This is a genomic window from Chryseobacterium sediminis, assembly GCF_008386505.1.
In the GTDB taxonomy this organism is placed as follows: Bacteria; Bacteroidota; Bacteroidia; order Flavobacteriales; family Weeksellaceae; genus Chryseobacterium; species Chryseobacterium sediminis.
Genome location: NZ_VUNZ01000005.1, coordinates 20,204 through 40,981, shown reverse-complemented (window position 1 = coordinate 40,981; position 20,778 = coordinate 20,204). Strand labels below are relative to the sequence as shown.

General features: G+C 35.8%; 17 protein-coding genes and 2 tRNA genes. 11 read left to right on the top strand and 8 right to left on the bottom strand.

Translation table 11 applies throughout. The annotated features are described in order from the left end of the window. Positions 1-43: 43 nt before the first annotated feature. From lysA to FW780_RS20020, 3 genes are all read right to left on the bottom strand, one after another. The gene (gene lysA, locus FW780_RS20030; RefSeq protein ID WP_174774481.1) at positions 44-1,246 is read right to left on the bottom strand and encodes a diaminopimelate decarboxylase; all 1,203 of its coding nucleotides are present in this window, start codon (positions 1,244-1,246) and stop codon (positions 44-46) included. A 260-nt stretch (positions 1,247-1,506) separates the two neighbouring features. After that, entirely contained in the window at positions 1,507-2,730 is a 1,224-nt protein-coding gene (locus tag FW780_RS20025) for a 3'-5' exonuclease (RefSeq protein WP_047424557.1), read from the bottom strand. A 161-nt stretch (positions 2,731-2,891) separates the two neighbouring features. After that, positions 2,892-4,418: a helicase HerA-like domain-containing protein gene (locus FW780_RS20020; RefSeq protein WP_149835387.1), complete on the bottom strand. Its 1,527-nt coding sequence runs from the start codon at positions 4,416-4,418 to the stop codon at positions 2,892-2,894. Between the two features lie 342 nt (positions 4,419-4,760). Between FW780_RS20020 and FW780_RS20015 the strand changes: the two genes are divergently transcribed. Genes FW780_RS20015 through FW780_RS20005 form a run of 3 tightly spaced genes read left to right on the top strand, consistent with a single transcriptional unit; the run spans position 4,761 to position 6,865 of the window. After that, a complete protein-coding gene (locus FW780_RS20015) occupies positions 4,761-6,170 on the top strand; it encodes an MBL fold metallo-hydrolase (RefSeq protein ID WP_149835386.1) in 1,410 nt (469 codons plus the stop codon). A gap of 4 nt (positions 6,171-6,174) precedes the next feature. Then, on the top strand, positions 6,175-6,552 hold the full coding sequence (locus tag FW780_RS20010; protein ID WP_149835385.1) for a rhodanese-like domain-containing protein: 378 nt from the start codon (positions 6,175-6,177) through the stop codon (positions 6,550-6,552). Positions 6,553-6,565: 13 nt separating this feature from the next. Next, entirely contained in the window at positions 6,566-6,865 is a 300-nt protein-coding gene (locus FW780_RS20005) for a thioredoxin family protein (protein WP_034692844.1), read from the top strand. 133 nt (positions 6,866-6,998) lie between these two features. Here FW780_RS20005 and FW780_RS20000 read toward each other — a convergent pair whose 3' ends face one another. Beyond that, positions 6,999-7,751 (bottom strand): nitrilase-related carbon-nitrogen hydrolase, encoded by a 753-nt coding sequence (locus tag FW780_RS20000; protein WP_149835384.1) that lies wholly within the window; start codon positions 7,749-7,751, stop codon positions 6,999-7,001. A 222-nt stretch (positions 7,752-7,973) separates the two neighbouring features. Between FW780_RS20000 and FW780_RS19995 the strand changes: the two genes are divergently transcribed. From FW780_RS19995 to FW780_RS19970, 6 genes are all read left to right on the top strand, one after another. Beyond that, positions 7,974-8,414 carry a DUF6646 family protein gene (locus FW780_RS19995; RefSeq protein WP_047424548.1) on the top strand — a complete coding sequence of 147 codons (441 nt, stop codon included), beginning with the start codon at positions 7,974-7,976 and terminating at the stop codon, positions 8,412-8,414. Positions 8,415-8,520: 106 nt separating this feature from the next. Next, entirely contained in the window at positions 8,521-10,011 is a 1,491-nt protein-coding gene (rseP, locus tag FW780_RS19990; protein ID WP_149835383.1) for an RIP metalloprotease RseP, read from the top strand. An 80-nt stretch (positions 10,012-10,091) separates the two neighbouring features. Beyond that, a tRNA-Asn gene (locus FW780_RS19985) sits at positions 10,092-10,165 on the top strand. 297 nt (positions 10,166-10,462) lie between these two features. After that, a complete protein-coding gene (locus tag FW780_RS19980) occupies positions 10,463-13,639 on the top strand; it encodes a S41 family peptidase (RefSeq protein ID WP_149835382.1) in 3,177 nt (1,058 codons plus the stop codon). A gap of 293 nt (positions 13,640-13,932) precedes the next feature. After that, positions 13,933-14,006, top strand: a tRNA-Asn gene (locus FW780_RS19975). Between the two features lie 264 nt (positions 14,007-14,270). Next, a complete protein-coding gene (locus tag FW780_RS19970; protein ID WP_241676953.1) occupies positions 14,271-16,802 on the top strand; it encodes a DUF5686 family protein in 2,532 nt (843 codons plus the stop codon). Between the two features lie 87 nt (positions 16,803-16,889). On the opposite strand, the gene FW780_RS22545 is transcribed toward FW780_RS19970, so the two are convergent. From FW780_RS22545 to rplU, 4 genes are all read right to left on the bottom strand, one after another. Continuing rightward, positions 16,890-17,057: a bacteriocin-like protein gene (locus FW780_RS22545; protein WP_167510767.1), complete on the bottom strand. Its 168-nt coding sequence runs from the start codon at positions 17,055-17,057 to the stop codon at positions 16,890-16,892. A 197-nt stretch (positions 17,058-17,254) separates the two neighbouring features. Beyond that, entirely contained in the window at positions 17,255-17,422 is a 168-nt protein-coding gene (locus FW780_RS22540) for a bacteriocin-like protein (RefSeq protein WP_167510766.1), read from the bottom strand. Between the two features lie 190 nt (positions 17,423-17,612). After that, positions 17,613-17,870 (bottom strand): 50S ribosomal protein L27, encoded by a 258-nt coding sequence (gene rpmA, locus FW780_RS19965; RefSeq protein WP_027372929.1) that lies wholly within the window; start codon positions 17,868-17,870, stop codon positions 17,613-17,615. Between the two features lie 12 nt (positions 17,871-17,882). After that, the gene (gene rplU / locus FW780_RS19960; protein WP_076597840.1) at positions 17,883-18,461 is read right to left on the bottom strand and encodes a 50S ribosomal protein L21; all 579 of its coding nucleotides are present in this window, start codon (positions 18,459-18,461) and stop codon (positions 17,883-17,885) included. Positions 18,462-18,645: 184 nt separating this feature from the next. Here rplU and FW780_RS19955 point away from each other — a divergent pair, with 184 nt between their 5' ends. Beyond that, complete coding sequence (locus FW780_RS19955; protein ID WP_149835380.1) at positions 18,646-19,533, top strand: neutral zinc metallopeptidase; 888 nt, start codon at positions 18,646-18,648, stop codon at positions 19,531-19,533. A 144-nt stretch (positions 19,534-19,677) separates the two neighbouring features. Beyond that, a complete protein-coding gene (locus tag FW780_RS19950; protein WP_149835379.1) occupies positions 19,678-20,766 on the top strand; it encodes an acyltransferase family protein in 1,089 nt (362 codons plus the stop codon). The last annotated feature ends 12 nt before the right edge of the window (positions 20,767-20,778 follow it).

The window sequence follows — 20,778 nt, the reverse complement described above, 5'->3', positions numbered from 1 at the left end:
CAGCCACCCAAAAAGGCGGCTGTTCAAATATTATATTTTGAGTTTACATCACTACTTCGATCTGATTTCTCAATAGATCTTCAAACTCATCTCTTTTACGGATCAAATGTGCTTTTCCGTCTAAGAACAGTACTTCAGCAGGTTTTAATCTTGAATTGAAGTTTGAACTCATTTCAAAACCATAAGCTCCCGCATTATGGAAGGCAAGAATGTCTCCTTCTCTCACTTCATTCAGTTTTCTGTCCCATGCAAACGTATCGGTTTCACAGATGTTTCCTACAACGGTATAAATTCTTTCTGCTCCTTTTGGATTGGATAAGTTTTCAATCATGTGGTAAGAATCATAGAACATTGGACGGATAAGGTGATTGAATCCTGAGTTTACTCCCACGAAAACAGTAGCAGTTGTCTGCTTGATCACATTAGCTTTAACTAATAAATATCCGCTTTTCCCAACTAAGAATTTCCCTGGTTCAAACCATAACTCAAATTTCTTTCCTGTAGATTTTGAAAATTCAGAAATTACTTTTTCTACTTTCTTCCCTAATGTTCTTACATCTGTTTCTTCTTCACTGTCCTGATAAGGAATTTTGAAACCACTTCCCATATCCAGATATTTCAGGTTCGGGAAATGTTCAGAAAGTTCTAACATGATTTCCAGAGCCTGTAAAAATACATCCGGATCTTTGATCTCACTTCCTGTATGCATATGAAGTCCTTCCACATTCAGATTTGTACTTTTCATCACTCTTTCGATATGACGCACCTGATGAATGGAAATACCGAATTTACTATCAATATGCCCTGTTGAAATTTTATAGTTACCGCCGGCAAAAATATGCGGGTTGATTCTTACTAAAATAGGATATGTATTTCCGTACTTGTTCCCGAACTGTTCAAGAATAGAAATGTTATCAATGTTTATATGAACACCAAAAGTCATTGCTTCTTCTATTTCAGCAAGATCAACACAGTTGGGAGTAAACAATATCTTTTCTTTTGAAAATCCTGCCTTTAATCCAAGCTTTACTTCATTAATGGATACACAATCCAAAGAAGCTCCCAGATTCTTGACATACTTAAGGATATTGATGTTTGTCAACGCCTTCGCTGCATAGAAGAACTTTGTATGTTTTAAAAAAGAAGATGTAAGTTTTTCGTATTGAACTTTGATGGATTCCGCATCATAAACATACACCGGGGTGCCAAACTCATTGGCAATCTTTAATAATTCTTTTGAATTCATAATTTCATTTTAACATAAAAAAAGGCAGATTCTTATAAAAAGAGCCTGCCGCATTGATTATTTTTTATGCAAGACAACTCTTTTAAATATTCCAAACCTTAGAGAACCTTACAGCTCCCTTTTTTCCAGTTTTTATTTGTTTAAAATTTTGCATTGCTACTATTTATTTTTTGCAAAAATACTATTTATTTTTTATTTTACGAAAATTGATTTGAAAAGCATCTTCTTTCAGATCAACTTATAAAGTGTTAATTCCTATATCATTTCGGTAAAGGCAGGGTCTCAAAATCACCTCGAAGCAGTGCCAGCTGTAATTCATTATTCAAATCTGTGGAAGATAACGGAAGATCAATTTTTAATTTAGCCAGCTTACTTAGAGTCTGAATCTGCGTAAACAGCTCATAAAAACCAAATGAAATAACTTTTCCGTTTTCGATGATTAAAAATAATTTTTCACCCAGTTTTCTTCCCGGCCCAAGCCAAAGTTCATTTCTTTTTCTGAATTCAATTTTCTGCTTTAATACGGCATAATCTTTAAACTCTTCCTGAGAACCAATAAACTGAACTGCTTTTGTTCCTTGCGTGAATGATCTGAATTTTAAAACAGGTTTTTCGGTTTTATTGAGTGTATTTTTCTCAACTATATATTTATTATTCCTGAAATACAATCCAAAAGGCAATACTTCTTTCTTTTTAATATTCTTGGAATTCAAAATCAGCTTAGCAATAATGTCTGTTCCTGTAAGCTCAAAATTAATCTGTTCAACATCTTTCTGAGTCTGTTCCCATTTTTTGGATTTGGAATTGAAAACTTTTTTGGAAAACTTGTTGATATCCTGTACATAATCGGAGAAAATAATGCGCCCTGCTTCATCCTGAAAATAAACAAAGCCTTTATCATTAGGAAGATCCTGAGTAAGTTCTTTGATCTTGTTAATATAGGTTTTTGCATTAGATTCTTCGTGCTGTTTCTGAATAATCTCGTTTTCAGTATCTTTTGAAACAAGAAGTTTAAAAAGTTCCAGTGTAGCTCTTGCATCGCCTTCAGCCCTATGATGATTGGTCAAAGGAATTCCCAGTGATTTCACCAGTTTTCCAAGAGAATAACTTACCTCATCAGGAATCAGTTTTTTAGCCAAAGGAATAGTATCTAAAGTATTGATTTTGAATTCATAACCAAGCCTTTTGAAAGACTGACGAAGCATTCTGTAATCAAAATCAATATTGTGGCCTACCAACGTCGTATTTTGAGTAATTTCAATGACTCTTTTGGCAATTTCGTGAAATTTCGGAGCTGTTTTGACCATTTTTGGGGTAATACTGGTCAATTTCTGTACAAAAGGGGTAATATCTCCTTCAGGGTTAACAAGGGATATAAACTGATCCGTAATTTTCTGACCATCATATCTGTAGATGGCAATATCTATAATGCATTCATTTCTATAACCTGCACCATTACTTTCTATATCTATAATTGAATACATTCTAATGTGTGTTAACTGCTATTTTATAATTCATATTTAAAACCTCTGATTTATTCCCCAATAAAATCAGGTTTTATTTCTCACTGTTAAGTAAAGATAACCTGCTAAAATAACAAAAATTATATCAAAACCCAGCAGATCATCCCTTATTATCCCTCAAACTATCTTCTTCTGCCTCCCAAACCGAACATCCCGAGAATCGCTTTTGCTCCTTCTCTCATTAATGTAGAAGTAAAAGTACGGCCGGCTTTACTCTGCAATACCTGCTCAAACATACCAGGTTCTTCTTTTACCGGTTTTGTTTTTTGGGTAGGTGCTGGATTTTGTGCAGCCTGTTCCATTCTGTTGGTTAGCATTTCATAAGCAGACTCTCTGTCAATAGGTTGTTCATATTTTGCAACGAGTGCAGATCTACCGGTTAAATCAGAGACTTCAGCTTCACTCAGAACATCCATTCTTGATTCCGGAGAGATCAGATAAGTGTGTACTAATGGTGTAGGTATTCCTTTTTCATCCAGAGCCGTAACAAACGCTTCCCCGATTCCTAAATTCTGGATCAGGCTGGAAGCATTATAGTATTCTGTGGTAGGATAATTTTCAACGGCCTTAGAAATCTCTTTTTTATCTTTTGCTGTAAAACCTCTTAATGCATGCTGGATTTTTAATCCTAATTGAGAAAGTACATTTTCAGGAACATCTCCCGGGATCTGGGTAATGAAATAAATTCCCACTCCTTTGGAACGAATCAGTTTTACCATCGTTTCAATCTGTGAAAGGAGAGCTTTGGAAGCTTCATCAAAAATAAGATGTGCTTCATCTATAAATAATACCAGCTTTGGTTTACCGCTATCTCCTTCTTCAGGAAACGTCATATAAATTTCTGCAAAAAGCGAAAGCATAAACGTTGAGAAAAGCTGCGGCTTATTCTGAATGTCCGACACTCTTAAAATATTGACTACTCCTTTTCCGTCTCTTGTTTCCAGTAAATCATGAACATCAAAGCTCAGTTCTCCAAAGAAACCTGCAGCCCCCTGTTGTTCCAAAGCAACAATAGATCTTAAAATTGTTCCAAGAGATGCCGATGCAATGGAACCGTAATTTGCTGCAAGCTCTGCTTTTCCTTGTGCATTATCCGTCACATACTGCAATACTTTCTTCAAATCATTAAGGTCAATCAACGGAAGACCTTTATCATCACAATATTTGAAGACAATAGACATAATGCTTTGCTGAGTATCATTAAGTTCAAGGATTTTACTTAGTAAAACAGGTCCAAATTCTGTAACAGTAGCCCTCAATTTTACACCGTCACCTCCGGAAATACTCATCAGTTCTACCGGAAAGCTTTGCGGATTATAAGGAAGCTGTGTTTTAGCATATCTTTCTTCAATGATAGGATTCATCTGGCCTGCTTCTGCAATTCCGGAGAAATCTCCTTTGATATCCAGAACCAGAGATGGAATCCCTGCATGAGAAAGCTGTTCTGCAAATACCTGTAGTGTTTTGGTCTTACCAGTTCCGGTGGCTCCGGCAATAAGACCATGACGGTTAATCGTTTTCAGGGGAATGGTTACGTTTACTTCTGTAACAACTTCTCCATCCAGCATTCCTTTTCCTAATATAATATGTTCTCCTTTTGGAGTGTATCTTGTGTTTAGTTCTTCAATAAATTGTGTTTTGTCTGCCATCTGATCGCTTTTTTAACTTATAAATATAAAATTTTTGGAGAATATGTAAAGATATTTTCCAATGAACTTATTTTTATTTCTTCAAAAAATAAGTTTGTATCTGCATAAACAAATTTCAAACCACATGTATCGATCTATGAACAATAGATGATTTCTAAAGAAGACATGATAAAAAACAGCATTTGCAAATTCATAAGATGTAAGGCATTCTTTTTGCTGAAAAACACAATGGATTAAACATTCGTTTAACAAAGTATTGAAAGAAACTATCAATGGGATTTAACATTTCATTTAGAATTTATCTAATACTTTGTATCTTTAACTCATTAAAAAAAGACCCCAATGAAAATTGAACAAATATATACGGGCTGTCTGGCTCAGGGTGCCTATTATATTGTATCAGAGAATGAAGCTGTCATTATAGATCCTTTAAGAGAAGTAAAACCTTACCTGGATCGTCTGGAAAAAGACAATGTCACTTTAAAATATATTTTTGAAACTCACTTCCATGCTGATTTTGTATCCGGGCATTTGGATTTAAGCAAAAAAACAGGAGCGCCAATTGTATATGGACCGACCGCAGCTCCTGAATTTGAAGCAATCATTGCTGAAGACAATCAGATTTTTGAGATCGGAAAAGTAAAAATAAAGGTAATGCACACTCCAGGACACACAATGGAAAGCAGCACTTACCTTTTAATAGATGAAAATGGTGTTGAAACTGCAATTTTTACTGGTGACACTCTGTTTTTAGGGGATGTCGGAAGACCGGATCTTGCACAGAAGGCAACTAATCTTACTCAGGAAGACCTTGCGGGAATTCTGTATGACAGTCTTCAGAACAAGATTATGCCATTGGATGACAGCATTACGGTTTATCCTGCTCACGGTGCTGGTTCTGCCTGCGGAAAAAATATGCAGAAGGAAACGGTAGACATTTTAGGAAACCAAAAGAGAACGAATTATGCGCTTAATCAACCTGATAAAGCCTCTTTCATCAGAGAAGTTCTTGATGGGTTAACAGCTCCTCCGAAATATTTCGGAATGAATGTCACATTAAACAAAGGAGGATATGAAAGTCTGGATGTTGTAATGAACAAAGGTTTACAACCTGTAGCACCTGAAGATTTTGAAGCATTGGCTGAAGAAACCGGAGCATTAATTTTAGATACAAGAGGAGCGGCAGACTTCCATAAAGGATTTGTTCCCAACTCCATCAATATAGGCTTGAAAGGTGATTTTGCCCCATGGGTAGGAAACCTTATCGTAGACGTAAAACATCCACTATTACTGGTAACAGATGAAGGAACTGAAGAAGAAGTAATTACCAGACTAAGCAGAGTAGGTTTTGATAACGTAGCAGGATATCTGAAGGGAAGTTTTGAAGCCTGGAAAAATGCGGGTAAGGAAACTGATGAGATTAAAAGAATTACCCCTGCTGAATTTGCTGAGCAGTTTACAGAAGATGCAAAAGTAATTGATGTACGAAAACTAACTGAATATTCTGCAGAACATATTGACAATGCTTACAATAAGCCATTAGACACTATCAGTGACTGGGCCCGCACCATAGATGATTCGGAACACTTCTTCCTTCACTGTGCAGGCGGATATAGAAGCATGATTGCCGCAAGCATACTTAACTCACACGGAATCAGAAACTTTACTGAAATAGAAGGAGGTTTTAACGGTATTAAAAAAACGGAAAAATTACCGACTACTGATTTTGTATGCCAATCCAAAACGTTGTAAGATCATGAAGTTACCGTTTTTTGGACTTGTTTTAGCATTAACTTTTACGCTAAGTGCCTGTAAAACACCTCATACAGCTGCCACACCCGAAGCCAACATCAAAGAAGTGGTCAACAGTTCTGATGTAACTTTGGTGGATGTCAGAATTCCGGAACAGTATGCTGCCGGAACGGCAAAAAATGCCATCAACATTCCATTAGCGGAGATTCAAAGCAATATAGAAACCCTGAAGGGTAAAAAAGTTGTAGTATTCTGCAATAAAGGAGTTCAGGCAGATCAGGCTATGGAAATTCTGAAGAAAAACGGAGTGGAAGCTTATGATGGTACAAGCTGGAAGAATGTAAAAGCAATCCAGGACGAAACAAACAAAAAATCAAACTAATAAAACCAAAACTATGTCACAAAAATTTCAGGAAATCATTGATTCTGAAAGACCTGTACTGATTGACTTTTTCGCTACATGGTGCCAGCCCTGTAAGGTACAGTCTTCAGTATTAAATACGGTAAAAGAAAATATCGGTGAAGGAGCCAGAATCATTAAGGTAGATGTAGACCAATATCCTGCATTAGCTGCCCAATATGGAGTACGTGGAGTTCCTACTCTTGCAATTTTCAAAAAAGGAGAAATGCTATGGAAGGAAAGTGGTGTTCATGATGTGAATACCCTCACACAACTTTTACAAGAATATGCTTAAAACTGTGATTTTTCACAGTTTTTGCTTTTTATAATTCCCGCAGATCGCACAGATTTCCACAGATAATTATGCTTATTTTTCTTTACATAGAAATTAAAAACCTGTGAAGATCTGTGGAATCTGTGGGAAAATCCTAAAATTCAATAGAAAAGGAATCTCTATCATTCAAAAACTGAAAATGGGTTCTGAAATCCTTCAATTCATCCATATTGAGTTCTGCGGACACAAGATTCCCTCGTTTTTCAGAGATTTCTTTTCCGTCTGCAAAGAAGCCGTGAGAACTTTCCTGATACAACAAATTGTTTCCATCGGTTCCAATTCTGTTTAAACCAAATACAAAAGACAAATTTTCAATAGCTCTGGCTTTTAACAAATGTTCCCATGCTCCTACTCTTTTTTCAGGCCAGTTGGCCACATATAAAATAGCATCATAATCGTCATTGTTTCTGGCAAAAACCGGAAAACGAAGATCATAACATACCTGAAGTAGAAATCGTATCCCCTTATATTCAACAATTACCCTGTCTTTTCCAGGTGTATACACTTTATCTTCACCAGAAAAAGAAAACAAGTGCCTTTTATCATAAAAAGATGTTTCACCATCAGGCTGTACGAAATACATTCTGTTGTAAAAATCTCCGTTTTGTTCTACCGGCGAACTCCCACAAAAGGCTGCATTCTTTTCTTTTGATAACTTTTTTAAAAATTCAAGTGATTCATTATTTCTGTCTGATACTTCAGAAGCATCCATACAGAAACCTGTAGAAAACATTTCCGGAAGAAGAAACAGATCTGCTTCCACATTCTGAAGTTCGTTTTCTATGAGTCTAAAATTCTCAGTTTTATTTTTCCAGATGATATCTAAATTAAGCCCTACAACTTTCATCTTTTATTCTTTTTTAATTATTACAAATCTGATGTATAAAAATACAGCTTTTATGATTACAAAAGGAGAATTAAACCGTTGAAAAAATCGTTTTTCCCACAAAAACCAAGCTATATTTCTTAATAATTTATTAAAGTCTTCTCTTTTTGTAATACTCTTATTCTTTCGGTTTCATTTTTGATAGAGATATTTTTTATTACTATCCTTAAAAATTTAAAATTTATGAAGAAATTGTTTTTTATGGTGACGATCCTCTTTTTTGGAGCAATGGCTAATGCTCAGGCCTGGACAGGAAAAGGAGATCAGAAAATACAACTGGGGCTGAGTGCCTGGGGATATGGAACCGGAGTAACGGGAACTTACGACTATGGTCTCAATAAACTTATTTCAGTAGGAGCCGGGATCAACGGCTATTTTGACAATTATAAAAACAACGATAAGGATAATCGTGTTTTTGTTTTCGGAAGGCTGAACTTTCATTTACAGGAAGCACTGAACCTTCCCTCAAAATGGGACATCTACCCTGGTGTAGATCTTGGAGTTCTTGGAAGAGACTTCGGAGTTGGCGCTCACATTGGAGCCCGCTATTTCTTCACCGAGAAAATAGGGGTATTTGCAGAAGTAGGTAATAATGGCAGTCTGGGTGTTTCTTTCAATTTATAATCAAATCGTCTTTAAATATGACAAAGCTTCTCGTTTCGGGGAGCTTTTTTATTTGGCATAGTTTTGATAATTGTTACCTTTGCAAATTAAAATCTAAAATTTATTAATGGAAATAGCAATCAAACTTTTTCAGTTCATTCTGAGCATCTCTATACTTGTGCTTCTTCATGAGCTTGGGCATTTTTTACCGGCAATATGGTTTAAGACCAGAGCAGAGAAGTTTTTTCTGTTTTTTGATCCTTACTTCTCCATATTCTCCATGAAGAAAATCAACGGAAAATGGCAGTATAAGTTTTTATCAAAGAACCTGCCGGATTCTGAAGTAATAGAGGTAAACGGAAAGAAGGAAGAAGTTCCTATCGATATATCAAAACTTCCGGAAAACGACTGGAGAAAACACCCTGAACAAACCAAATACGGAATTGGATGGCTTCCTTTCGGAGGATATGTGAAAATTGCCGGAATGGTGGACGAAAGTATGGATACTGCCCAAATGAAAAAACCGGCAGAACCATGGGAATTCAGATCAAAACCGGCTTGGCAGAGACTTATTATTATGTTGGGAGGAGTTACGGTTAATTTTTTCCTTGCATGGCTAATCTACAGCTCTTTATCATTCTTCAACGGAGAAACCTATACAGATATCACGAAATTCGACAATGGTATTGAAGCTACTCCGGCAGGAAAGAAAATGGGTTTCCAGAATGGTGACAAAATTATCAGCGTAGACGGGAAACCTGCAGAAAGACTTGAAAATACTTCAATCAATATTCTTTTAGGAGATAATGTTACTGTAAACAGAAACGGACAGGAAGTTACTTTCCCGGTGAATGCTGATGGTGTTGCAGATGTTCTTAAACAAAGAGAAGCAAAACTATACATTACACCAAGGGTTTCTATGGTGATTGATTCATTGGCAACTCCTTCTTCTCAGGCATCAGGTCTTGCAAAAGGAGATAAAATTGTAGGAATCAATGGTAAGAAAGCAGCTTTCTTTGATGAAGTAAGCACTCTTTTAGGGGAAAACAAAGGAAAAACAGTTTCTGTAGATGTTGAAAGAAACGGAGCTTTACAGACTTTACCAGCTGTTTCCGTTGACAAAAACGGAAAACTTGGGATCGCAATTGATACAAAGAGCATTGCAAAAGGTGTCGTAACCAATAAAAAATACTCTTTTGGAGAAGCTATTCCAAGAGGGTTTACAAGAACGATTGAGGCATTAACAACTCAGGTTAAGCAATTCAAAATCATGTTCAACTCTAAAGTTCAGGGGTATAAAAATGTAGGAGGTCCTATTGCAATTGTAAAAAATATGCCTGTAGATAAAGATGCAGACGGAAGCTTTAAAATCAATTGGGTTGCTTTCTGGAGCTTTACAGCAATGTTCTCCGTTTGGTTGGCATTCCTGAATCTTATTCCTATTCCGGGGCTTGACGGCGGACACGTTTTATTTACATTATATGAAATTATTGTAGGAAAACCAGTTCCTCAGAAGGTTTTGGAAAACGCGCAGATGATTGGAGTTATCTTCCTGTTAGGCTTGATGTTACTGATCTTTGGAAGCGATATCTTCAAGGTATTTACTGGAAAATTATAATTTTTTTAAATTTTTTCACAAAAATATTTGTAGGGTATAAATATTCGTCCTATATTTGCACCACTTAAAACAAAGGACATTCCTCCTTAGCTCAGTTGGTTAGAGCATCTGACTGTTAATCAGAGGGTCGCTGGTTCGAGCCCAGCAGGAGGAGCAAAAAGACTTACATTTCTGTAAGTCTTTTTTTGTGCTTATATCTAAATAGCCACACAACTATAACTTAAAAAAGATAAATTTTATAACCTTTCTTAAGTTTTTCATGAAGCATCTACCCGTTTTTACCGAACATCATCCACTCTTTCAGGCATTTTCATGTAACGATTTCCATAATAATCCGACTATTCTTATTTTAGAGTAATCCGGATTGAGAAAACTCTCAGCAAATGAATATTTCTCTACAAAGACAAACATCAATAAAATTAAAATTATTGCATCAATACCCAATTATACCATGAAGAAAACTATTATTTCGTTATTAACAGCATTTTCTATTATAGGGATTTCAGCACAGGACAAGTCTTATTTCCTATCAAGCCCTTCATTGAGCCCTGATGGCAAAACAGCTTATTTCTCTTATGATGGAGACATCTGGAAAGTAGACTCCAATGGTGGAAACGCTTCAAGGATTACTGCTCTGGACGGAGAAGAAATCAATCCCCGCCTTTCACCGGATGGAAAATGGCTTGCATTCAGTTCTAATCAATATGGAAATTATGATGTGTATGTGATGCCTGCTGAAGGAGGAACCATCAAGCAGTTAACCTTCCACACCGGAAGAGACGAAATGGAAAGTTGGTCATGGGACAGCAAAACTATTTATTTTACTTCCGGCAGAAATAATAATTTTGGCAGTTTTAAAACTACAATCGAGGGAAAAACACCACAAAAGCTATTCAACAATTATTTTAACAATACCAATGGACTCGTAGAAACACCTGCCGGAGAATACCTTTTCACAAGTTCTTCTGAAAGCGCTCATCAGGTACAGCGTAAGCGCTATAAAGGAGAAAACAATCCTGATATTTTAGGATACAACCCAAAAAGCAATTCTTTCAAACAGTACACTAACTATGAAGGAAAAGATTTCAACCCAAGTGTAGATAAAAACGGTATTATTTATTTTATTTCCGATGAGAATAATGGGGAATACAATCTTTATAAACTCGAAAACGGTCAAAAGACTTCTTTAACTCAATTTGATACTTCCATTAAAAAACCTTCGGTTTCTGCAGATGGATCTAAAGTCATTTTTGAAAAAGATTATCAGCTTTATATTTACGACATTGCTTCAAAAAATACAAAACCTCTGAATGTCAGCCTGAACACCAATAAAACACTGGAAAAAGAACAAAATTTCAATGTGGAAAATAATATTTCCTATTATGATGTATCTCCGGATGGTAAAAAAATGGCCTTTATAAGCCGTGGTGTTGTATTTGTATCTGATATTGAAGGGAAATTTGCACAACAGGTTTCTGACGGAAAAGAACGTGCTATGGAAGTAAAATGGCTGAAAGACAACCGTACCCTGCTTTACAGCCAGACCTACAACGGATACCAAAACTGGTTTACTATTCCCGCAGACGGAAAAGGCCAGTCAAAGCAATTAACGGAAGATTTACGTAATAACCGAAATATAACATTCAACAGTGATCTTTCAAAAGCAGTTTATTTAAGCGGCCGCGATGAAGTAAGATTATTGGATTTAAAAAGTTTCAAATCTACAATCATTGTAAAGGATGAAATATGGGCTTTTCAAAACTCAAGGCCTTCTTTCTCGCCAAATAATGAATACGTCCTGTTTTCTGCGAAAAGAAACTTTGAACTGGATATCTTCATCTATAACATCAAAAAAGGACAAACCTTAAATCTTACCAATACCGGTGTTTCCGAAGAAGATCCTGTATGGTCACCAAATGGCAGGTATATTTATTTCGCCAGCGACAGAACCAACCCGTCTTATCCTTTAGGTATGCAGAAGTCAAACATTTACCGTATGGCTTTAGACTGGTTTGACGAACCTTTTAAATCTGAAAAATTCGACAATCTCTTCACAGAAGAAAAGAAGGAAACAAAGTCTTCTGATAAAGATAAAGACAAGAAGAACAAAAAAGAAGACGACAAGGACAAAGAGAAAAAGGAAGAAAAAGAACCGGTAATCAAAGAATTAAAAGTAAATCCTGAAGATACTCTGGACAGAATCGAATTGGTTACCGACCGATACGGATATCAGGACGATCCTGCGGTTTTCTCTGATGACAAAAAAGAAATTCTGTTATTCAACTCTAATCAGGATAATGGAAAAAGACAGCTGTTCAAAAAAGTATTTACAGATTTTGAACCGGCCAAATCCGAAAAAGTTTTCGATAAGGCAGCGTATTACCTTACTAAAAACGAAAAAAACTTATTTGCACTGATAGAAGGCAATATTTATAAAACAACTATTGCAGCATTAAAACCTGAGAAAATAAATATTCAATATAGCTTTGATAAAGATCTGGCATCAGAATTCACTCAGATGTATGCTGAAGCATGGACTGGTGTGGAAGAGAACTTCTATGATGAAAAGTTCCACGGTATTGACTGGAAAGCAAAGAAGGAACAATATGCCAAATATCTTCCGTATGTACATAACAGAAATGATCTGAGGATTTTATTAAATGATCTTTTAGGAGAGCTTAATTCTTCACACACAGGGTTTTCTTCAACAGGAAAAGAAGAAGCAATGTTCCTGAACTATTTCACCAACGAGACTGGAATTATCTTCAAAAAAGATCAACCTTACACTGTAGAAAGTATTGTAAGAAAATCTCCGGCTTACCGCTCAGGAGTTGATATTAAACCCGGAGATCAATTGATTTCTGTCAACGGAAAAAAGATTGACCCGAATGAAAACCGCGAAACGTATTTTACAAGCCCTAAAAAGCAGGATGAACTTGTTCTTACTTTCAACCGTGATGGTAAAAATATAACCACTAAGGTACACCCTATTTCAAATGGAGAACTAAAAGCACTGCTTTACGATGACTGGATTTATAACAATCACCAGCGTGTTGATAAGCTTAGCAACAACCGTATTGCTTATTCGTGCATGAAAAATATGTCTACGGACGAGCTGGACCGTTTCCTTCTGGATATGGTAGAACAGGAAAACAGAAAGGATGCTGTTATTCTTGATCTTCGTTATAATACAGGTGGAAATGTTCATGATAAGGTGCTAAATTTCCTTTCTCAGAAACCTTATTTACAATGGAAATATCGTGAAGGAAAAATGACAACACAGCCTAACTTTGCTCCTTCCGGAAAACCTATTGTTCTTCTGATTAATGAAGCTTCATTAAGTGATGCCGAGATGACTGCAGCCGGATTTAAAGCCCTGAAGCTAGGTAAAATTATTGGTCAGGATACCTATCGCTGGATTATTTTCACTTCAGCCAAAGGTTTGGTAGACGGGTCTTCTTATAGACTGCCGTCATGGGGAACTTATACTTTGGATGGACAAAATCTTGAAAAGACAGGTGTAAAACCTGACATCTACGTAAAAAATACCTTTATGGACCGTCTTCAGGACAACGATCCTCAGTTGGAACGGGCTGTTCAGGAAATACTTAAGGATTTGAAAAAATAAGGATAGTCCTGTACAAACATCGACAAATATATCTGGTTCTGAAATAACGGCAAAAATAACCGTTATTTCAGAACCAGATTGAGGCTAAAAACCTTGAATACACAAGTTGCCATTCTCATTAACCCATTTTGACGTCTGTATTTCTAAGACTATTTCCGGAATCAATTCAAAAAAAACAAAATATTTCTTATTGAATTTCAATACATTTAGTTAAAAACCATTCAGAATACACGATAAAACTTGCTTGGTACGGATATTCATATTATATTTGCACCACCTAAAACAAAGGACATTCCTCCTTAGCTCAGTTGGTTAGAGCATCTGACTGTTAATCAGAGGGTCGCTGGTTCGAGCCCAGCAGGAGGAGCAAAAGACTTACAGAAATGTAAGTCTTTTTTTGTTTATAAATCGCAGCCAGATAACTTATAAATCCAAAGACTTTTTACCTGCTATTAATCCTCTGATTCTTATTCAATAAGCATTAAAATTTCCGCTTTAATTTTCATCAACACATATATAATTTTCGCTACATTTGCCGTTTTATAGAGTAGAATAAAAATATTTTATTTTTTTACCTATTTTTTTAATAAACTGCATACTTTTTGTTTATGCTAATTGCCTGAAGAAACGAATGATGTTAAACAATAACTCCCAAAAACACTATCTTTTATTTTTTTTCCTGATACTCTCCAGTTCCGTATGTGCTCAAAACCGTGTCAGCGGCAGGATTGTTGACGAAAAAAGCAATAAAGAGCTCAGTAAAGTTGATATTTTTATCAACAACGAGAAAACACCTTTCCTGACGACCACTTCAGGCAGCTTTGCTATTCAGTCAGACAGCATCATTCATCAGTTAAAATTTTCCAGAAAAAGCTATACTACAGAAACACTTGATATTACCCCCGAAAATGCTGAAAACATCTTTGTACAGCTTTCCCAGGCTAAAGTAAGTGACATTCAGGAAATTGTCCTTCAAAGCGGTAAGACCAAATACAAGAATAAAAAAGAAAACCCTGCTTATGCCATCATGCAAAAAGTATGGGCACAAAAAAGAAATAACGGGTTAGAAAAATTTGACACTTATTCCTTTAAAGAATACGAAAAGACTCAATTTGATCTGAACAACCTGGACAGTGCATTCATGAAGAAAAAGATTTTCAATAAACTGGATTTCATTTTCGATTACGCTGATTCTACAGCCAGCGGAAGACTAGGCCTTCCCATCTTTTTGAATGAAGCCGTGTATGAAAATTTTGGTAAAAACAGACCCGATAAAGACAGCAAAAGAACTTTAATTGCTCAAAAAACATCAGGTTTCCAGGATAATCAGGTAATTACTGTTTCAGCAAAAAACCTCTATCGTGACATCAATATCTACGATAATACTTTGAACTATTTCGATATCGGATTCCAGAGTCCGGTGGGAACAGATGGGTTCAGTACTTATGACTACAGCCTTATGGATACCATTACTATTCGTGGTGAGAAGGCCTTTCAGATCAGATATCAGCCTAAGAGAAAAGATATCCTTGCCTTTCAGGGAAACCTTTATATAGATACAGATACGTATGCCGTTTTAGGCGCAACATTAAAATCAACCCAGAAAATCAATGTAAACTTTGTTAACAGCGTCTATACACAAGTTGAGTATGATAACCCTGATGAAACAACTTTTCTTCCTAAAAAACTGATTACTGAATTTGAAATGAGCCCTTTTTCAAAAAAGAAAGGAGCCAAAAGTATTATAGCCAAAAGATCAGTAGATTATTCCGAATATGAGTTTAATAAACCTCTTGATCCAAAAGTATTCAAGCGCACAGAAGAGGAATATGAAGATAAGTTTACCAATAAAGACGATGCATACTGGACCAAAGCCAGACCTGACACTTTATCTAAAGCTGAGCAGGGGGTTTACAACATGCTTGATCAGCTTCAGCAGACCCCAAAATTCAACCGAATGGTAAAACTGTTTGAAACCCTGGGTTCACGATATTATAATGCCTTTAAAGGAATAGATATTGGTCCTATTTTTTCTATTTATGGAAGAAATGAAGTGGAAGGAGACAGAATACGATTGGGAGCAAGAACCTATTTTGGATTGAATGATACCTGGAGAGCGCAGTTTTATACAGCTTACGGGTTCAAAGATCAACAATTTAAATATGGCGTTGAGGCAAGATATATGTTCAATAAGCTTAACCGCTTTATGATTGGAGCAGGAACCAGCAGAGATATTGTTCAGCTTGGAGGACAGCTTACATCCGGTGATGGTGTCACCCCGCAATCTTCATCTTCCAGTACCTTTTTTGCAAGAGGAGAAAACATTTCTTTAAGTTCGGTAAATAAAACAAGTGTTTTTGCAGCTATTGAACCCTGGAAAAACTTTCAGATAAGAGTAGATGGAGTAATGCAAAGCATCAAGTCTGCTATTCCGGAGAAGTTCAATCTGATGTATCACAAAGACGGACAATTGAGACAAACAGTGAATGACTCACATGTTACCATCAGTTTAATTGCAAAACCCGGAGCCAAGTTTTCACAAACAGGTATTGACCGCTACCAGGCAAGAAATCTTGCACCAACTATTGTTTTAAGATATACCAGAGGTATTGAAGGATTATTCAATGCCGACTTCAACTATGACAAGCTTCAATTCATGCTTTATAAGCCGTTTTTAATTGGAAGCATGGGAAAACTGGTCGTGAATTTTGAGGCAGGAAAGAACTTTAATACAGTTCCTTTAGCATTACAGAATATCATTCCTGCCAACCTTTCATATGGTCTGGTTCCAAATACATTCTCTCAGCTTAACTATTATGAGTTTGTGACTGATGCTTATACCACTCTTCAGCTGGAACATCATTTTAACGGTAAGATCCTTTCTTACATTCCATTGATTAAAAAACTGAAACTTAGAGAAGTTGCATTTATCAGAGGAGCTTACGGAACATTAAGCGATGCTTCCAAGGCAATCAATGTAGAAGGCTTTAAATATTCTGCACCCAGCGAGCATATCTATTACGAATACGGATTCGGAATTGAAAATATAGGAATCGGAAACCTTAGAATTTTCAGAGTAGATTTCAACTGGAGAGGAAATTATCTTGACAGACCGGATATTTCAAAATTCGGTGTCAAAGCAGGATTCCAGGTAGGATTCTAAAACAGAAACATTATATAAACAGGTTCGGCGGCTTCTTTGAAGCCGCCGAATTTTTATTTTAGCTCTATAAAAAGTCAGAGATGATGATTAAAAGCACTCGCATGGCTCTTCTACATCAAGCAGGCAACGCATTTTCTGCTCCTTTGTCAATCCACACCATGTACTACATGATGTAATAGGCTTTGGTGGACACCATACGGAACCTCCCTTAATACTCTTCAGATTTTTTTTCGTTAATTTTCTTAAATTTTTCATGATTATATTTAGTTTTTATTTGTTGCCTACTCTCTCTGCTTTTCGGCTGCCGCAATGATTTTTATTTGATTGTGAACAAATATATAATTATTTCACCACCAAAGGATATTATTTAGACTTTTTAACTTAAAATAAAAAAGCTGAACCTTAAAATTGGGCTCAGCTTTCCAAAGCCTTAAAGAGGATTCTATTTAATATTATTCAAAGCATTCTGTACATGGCTGAGAAAGCATACAGTGTGATTTTTGCCAAGGCGACCATCTGCACCATTCATCACAGGACTGAAACATAGAAGGACAAACTGCCGCTACTCCTCCGGTTAGTTCTTTTAAATTCTTTTTGGTCAATTTTTTTAAATTTTTCATGGATATTTGTTTTATTGTTTGCCTACTCTTTATGCTTTTCGGCTCTTGCAACTAATTCATAATTGAATAGTTAACAAATATAAAAATATTTCACAAACATTTGAATATATTAAAACATTATTATAATTGTAAGAACAAAAAAAATCCTCAGCAAATGCTGAGGATTTAATTTTTATAAAACGCTTAAAAATTATGCGTTTGGTTCTACAGATACAAAAGATCTGTTGTTTGCTTTCTTTCTGAAAACTACTTTACCATCTACTAATGCAAACAAAGTGTGATCTTTACCGATTCCCACGTTATCACCTGGGTGGTGCTGAGTACCTCTTTGTCTAACAATAATATTTCCGGCAATAGCTGCTTGTCCTCCGAAAATCTTCACACCTAATCTTTTAGAGTGAGACTCTCTACCGTTCTTGGAACTACCGACTCCTTTCTTGTGTGCCATTTTATTACTGGATTATTTATTAAGTGCTTTAAATTGATCGATATTCTTAATGATAGCAGCATCTACTTCTTCATGAGTAAGAATATTCTTTTCTAATTCCACTTTAACTGCTTTACCTAAAGTAATTAAAGTTTCTCTGTTCTCTTTAGACTGAGACAAGTTGTTTTTCTTTAAGTGATAGTTCAATTCGTGATCTTCACCAAAGTTAACAGTTGCGTTGTCAGAAAGAACTTCACCTTTCACAGTTTCTTTTTTAGCAGCAGCTTTTTTAGCTCCACCTTCAAAACCAGTAATACCAGTGATTACGATTTGAGTTAAAGATTGTCTGTGACCGTTTTTCACTTTGTAACCTTTTCTTCTTTTCTTTTTGAAAACGATTACTTTATCAGCTTTAACGTGGTCAAGGATCTCTGCTTCTACAGTGATTCCGTTTACAGCTGGGGCGCCTACAGTGATTGCACCGTTTACAGTAAGAAGAACTTTATCGAAAGAAACTTTTCCTCCTTTATCTCCTTTTAAACGGTTTACAAACAACTTCTGGTCTTGCTCAACTTTGTATTGAAGCCCTGCTATTTCTACAATTGCAAACATTGTTTATAAATTTTTAGTTATTTCGAGGTGCAAATATACATATAATTTTCTAAATAGCTTACAATCAAAGCAATGTTTTTTTAATATAAATCCTATTCACTATGTTTTGAATAATTTTTTTTAATAATGTACTCACACTTAAGAGATAATTTCATACCTTCGTTTTACCAAATTGAATTTATATATGAAAAGAAACTTTAATCTCTGCTTACTAGCAGGCGCCATTGCTGTAACTTCATTGACAGCATGTAGTGATGACCAAATGGACAACAGTGTTCAACCTCAGCAACAAGAACTTAGTGCAAAAATTGATCAGCCGGGAGATCTGGAAAAAATCTGCTCTTATGTAGATAATAACTGGAGCGCGAATTCAGTTTTACTAACCGGACTTCAGAATTCCACAGACACCAATTTTATGAACAGTCAGATGACTAAAATTGCAAGTCTATGGGGAAGAAGCAATCCTACGCTGCGATTTGTAAATGATGCATCCAATTTCAATTCAACGTACAATGCGATTTCCTATTCTACCGGAAAGATTTATTATGGATATGCCATCTATTATGACGCAAAATCAAAAGGAGGCGATATTGTTAATGCAATGATCCTTGCTCACGAGTACGGACATCAGCTGCAGTATATCTTTGGACTTCCTTCAGTAAGTGAAAACACAGCAAGACCCAACGAGCTTGAAGCAGACGGTTTTGCAGGATACTACCTGAGAAGACCTAATGGTTATAATAAAACCAGCTTTCCTGAAATTGCAGCAGCTTACGAGTTTGCGCAAAGCATCGGGGATTATCAGACCACCAATCCGGGACACCACGGAACTCCTGCACAAAGAAGATCAGCAGTTCGTTTAGGATTCCTTTTGGGACAGTATGATCTTAATGCTTCTAATTTCGATTATAACTTCTTCTATTATTATCAGGGAGTATTAAACGGAACTTATAAGATGGCTAAGAATACAGTGAATCCTGAAATTGATGCATACATGAGTCAATATATAGATGAGCTGAGAAAAATTCAGTCTGGAGAAATTTCTGCAGAAGAATTTAAACATCTTCAATAAACGAGAACATTCATTTTTAGCATATTTAAGAAAGGAGGCGGGCAGTATGTTCCGCCCCTTTTTTTGCTTTTAAAAGCTTTTTATGTTCTATAAAATCAATTTGTTTGTATTTTTGAAAAAATAAAAAACTTCCAATAATCTATAATGAACAGAGATCTCTATATTGATTTCGCCAAAGGGCTGGCAACACTTTCTATCATATTTATCCATACTGCTTTCTGGTCTGGACAGTTTTATATTCCTACAGAAGTAAGAGTCTTTTCGCTTGTTTTTGACGTGGCTCTTTTTTATGCTCTAAGTGGGATTACTTCCGGAGCCAATATTGAAAAAACATTGTACCGACTGCTGAAACTGCAGATTACCTATATGATATTTGTGACTTTCCTGTTCTTTTTAGATTATTTCTTTAAAGTTTTTGGACTGAGTTTCTTTTCGATGGAATGGCTTCAAAGCTTTTATTCCACATTTGGATCTAAATATTCTACAACCAGCATTTCAACAATTCCTCAATGGGAAAATCTTGGCAACTGGTATCTGCATCAATATACTAATGCTGATACTTTTCCTGTGGTGATGGGTAGCTTCTGGTATCTTAAAGTGTATTATGTTCTAACGGTTTTTGGAGTCCTTATCTTAAGGTTCTTTCCGAGACATATCAATTGGTTCATCGGACTTTGCATTGGCTTAACTTTATTATTCAACATCTTCCCGGAATATTATCCAACAGGACAAGTAGGATACGTCGCCTTTTATCTCGCTGTATTTTTAATTGGTCATACAATGCGAGGAAAAAAAATCCCCGCAAAAGCAATCCCTATATTATATACACTAGTAGGAATCGCTCTTGTATGGATGTTCTGGTATTATGGAGGAGAAATTTTCTATAAGATCAATAAAAACAAATTCCCTCCAAAAATCCCTTATATCATCTGGACATTATTCTCTCTGGTAACATTATTTGTTCTTTATAACCGATTAAAGATCACAAAAGAGAATTTCATTACCCACATCGGAAAGAATGCTATTTTCTTCTATTTTGCACAGGGAATAAGTTCTTCATTGGTGTATTTTCTGGTTGTTCCGTTAAAAGAAAATATGCCTTGGTGGATTTTAATGATCATTATTTATGGTATTAATATCATATTAGCCTTCATGATCTCTGCCGGATTAAAAAAAGTAGATAGCTGGGGTTGGAATATTTTGGAATTCCTAAGAAGAAAGACCGCCTCTTAAGACTTTAACGTT

Excerpts from the sequence above, each read along its gene's own strand:
- lysA (WP_174774481.1), bottom strand. The coding sequence starts at position 1,246 with ATGAATTCAAAAGAATTATTAAAGATTGCCAATGAGTTTGGCACCCCG.
- FW780_RS20025 (WP_047424557.1), bottom strand. The coding sequence starts at position 2,730 with ATGTATTCAATTATAGATATAGAAAGTAATGGTGCAGGTTATAGAAAT.
- FW780_RS20020 (WP_149835387.1), bottom strand. The coding sequence starts at position 4,418 with ATGGCAGACAAAACACAATTTATTGAAGAACTAAACACAAGATACACT.
- FW780_RS20015 (WP_149835386.1), top strand. The coding sequence starts at position 4,761 with ATGAAAATTGAACAAATATATACGGGCTGTCTGGCTCAGGGTGCCTAT.
- FW780_RS20010 (WP_149835385.1), top strand. The coding sequence starts at position 6,175 with ATGAAGTTACCGTTTTTTGGACTTGTTTTAGCATTAACTTTTACGCTA.
- FW780_RS20005 (WP_034692844.1), top strand. The coding sequence starts at position 6,566 with ATGTCACAAAAATTTCAGGAAATCATTGATTCTGAAAGACCTGTACTG.
- FW780_RS20000 (WP_149835384.1), bottom strand. The coding sequence starts at position 7,751 with ATGAAAGTTGTAGGGCTTAATTTAGATATCATCTGGAAAAATAAAACT.
- FW780_RS19995 (WP_047424548.1), top strand. The coding sequence starts at position 7,974 with ATGAAGAAATTGTTTTTTATGGTGACGATCCTCTTTTTTGGAGCAATG.
- rseP (WP_149835383.1), top strand. The coding sequence starts at position 8,521 with ATGGAAATAGCAATCAAACTTTTTCAGTTCATTCTGAGCATCTCTATA.
- FW780_RS19980 (WP_149835382.1), top strand. The coding sequence starts at position 10,463 with ATGAAGAAAACTATTATTTCGTTATTAACAGCATTTTCTATTATAGGG.
- FW780_RS19970 (WP_241676953.1), top strand. The coding sequence starts at position 14,271 with ATGATGTTAAACAATAACTCCCAAAAACACTATCTTTTATTTTTTTTC.
- FW780_RS22545 (WP_167510767.1), bottom strand. The coding sequence starts at position 17,057 with ATGAAAAATTTAAGAAAATTAACGAAAAAAAATCTGAAGAGTATTAAG.
- FW780_RS22540 (WP_167510766.1), bottom strand. The coding sequence starts at position 17,422 with ATGAAAAATTTAAAAAAATTGACCAAAAAGAATTTAAAAGAACTAACC.
- rpmA (WP_027372929.1), bottom strand. The coding sequence starts at position 17,870 with ATGGCACACAAGAAAGGAGTCGGTAGTTCCAAGAACGGTAGAGAGTCT.
- rplU (WP_076597840.1), bottom strand. The coding sequence starts at position 18,461 with ATGTTTGCAATTGTAGAAATAGCAGGGCTTCAATACAAAGTTGAGCAA.
- FW780_RS19955 (WP_149835380.1), top strand. The coding sequence starts at position 18,646 with ATGAAAAGAAACTTTAATCTCTGCTTACTAGCAGGCGCCATTGCTGTA.
- FW780_RS19950 (WP_149835379.1), top strand. The coding sequence starts at position 19,678 with ATGAACAGAGATCTCTATATTGATTTCGCCAAAGGGCTGGCAACACTT.